The following is a 1,579-nucleotide window of genomic DNA, read 5'->3' as shown; positions in this document are numbered from 1 at the left end:
GCAATACCGCTTAGTTAAGCCACAGCGAGGATTCTTATTTGCGGTGGGTCCGGATGAGGAGTTGTGGTGTCAGTGCGGCGTTTGGCTCTGTAGGCATGGACGTGTATGCGTTTGACAACGCGCGGGTTACTGCGGTGCCGTCTGAGGTTGAGTCTTTCGCGGATTTCAGTCCGTGTCTCCTCCAGGGCGTTGTTCAAACGCTGAGGGGGAAAAGCCCGCCTGGTCGGCGACCTGGCGGCGTATGACGCGGAGGGATCTTATGAAGGACAGACGGTCGGGATCGATGTCGGCTTGGTCGGCTGCTTCGCACATGAGATGCCGGATCGCATAGTGGGTGAGCAGCAGCGCCCATATCTCTTGCTCGATCATCTCCGGTGATTTCGAACGCAGCACACCGCCACGGCCGCGCTGGTGAGTCTTGATTTCGTCAAGGCTCGATTCGAACTCCCAGCGTTGCTCATAGGCGGCCGCCAATTCGGCGGCGCTCGCTTCCTCTGGATTCATGATGGTCGTGATCAGGCAGAAGATTTCGCCCTTGCCTTCACGGTTCGTCACTTCGTACTCGATCACCCGTACCGGAATGCCGGACGGCTCTTCGATGTTCGCCGATCCGCGATGTCTTTGGGTTGCCCGGCGTCCGCGGACTTTCGGATCGAGTAGAAACGACTCATAGGAGCCGTCCGCCAAAGCGCGGACGACAGGCAGATTCGGACCAGCCGGCATGCGCCACAGTAGATCTGCCTCTGAATCAGCCGCCGCCTGCCACAATCGATAGCCGTAAAATCCTCGATCGGCGATGACCAGCGTGTTCGGCTCGAAATCAGCGATGAGTTCTTCGGCGAAGATACGCTCATTAACCCGCCAGGGACCCAGCCTGGCGGCCACGATGGCATGCGTTCCACATTCGCCCAGACCCACCACACGCACCTGTGGAAACGGGGCTGGATTCTTCACGCCCCCCGATCGGCCGAACGCCGCATCGTTGTCGGCGGTGTCGGGAACGTCCAACACGAAACCGTCAATGGCCATCAGCCTACGCGACCCGAGCCATGCACCCCGTGTGCTCTGCTGCGCGCAGGGGACCGCCACTCGCTCGAACAACACACGCAACGGCTCGGCACCCAACCTCTGACGCGCTTGTGTGATCGCACCCGTTGTCGGGACCTTCCACTCTTTCCGCCATGTTCCGAGGAAACGCAGCCCATCGACAAGAAGACGCATGACCTCCTCGTAGGCTTCTCCGAAGAACAAGCACAGGCCCAACACGTAATAGACCACAACACGAGCCGGCAACAGCCGGGACCGCTGCTCGACCCGCCCTGTCTCGGCTAGAACATCATCGACCAGGTCACGATCGATAAGCCGCGTCAAAACCCCCAAGCCGATCCGATCGGTCAGACGTGCACCTGGAACTGCCGCCCGACTACCTTCCGCCTCACCCATGGCGAGAAGATAACCATGCGACGAGGGGAACGGAAGCAAAATAATCAAATCCGTGAGCTATCCACAGAAACCCTGGAATGGCGGTGTGGATATGTGGAAACCAAAACACCGAGAGCCTTAACTAAGCGGTATTGCC

Annotated in this window: 1 protein-coding gene; it reads right to left on the bottom strand. The window is 59.3% G+C overall.

Annotation, left to right across the window (positions count from 1 at the left end; all coding sequences use genetic code 11):
* Positions 1-165: 165 nt before the first annotated feature.
* Entirely contained in the window at positions 166-1,443 is a 1,278-nt protein-coding gene (locus tag HKK72_RS39090; protein ID WP_187239406.1) for an IS4 family transposase, read from the bottom strand.
* Positions 1,444-1,579 lie beyond the last annotated feature (136 nt).

The organism is Actinomadura sp. HBU206391 (assembly GCF_014323665.1).
GTDB lineage: Bacteria > Actinomycetota > Actinomycetes > Streptosporangiales > Streptosporangiaceae > Actinomadura_C.
Note: the sequence above shows the minus strand (reverse complement) of the source record. Positions and strands in the feature narration are given on the sequence as shown.

Bases quoted from the DNA above. Each gene is read 5' to 3' on its own strand.
- HKK72_RS39090 (WP_187239406.1), bottom strand. From the start codon at position 1,443: ATGGGTGAGGCGGAAGGTAGTCGGGCGGCAGTTCCAGGTGCACGTCTG.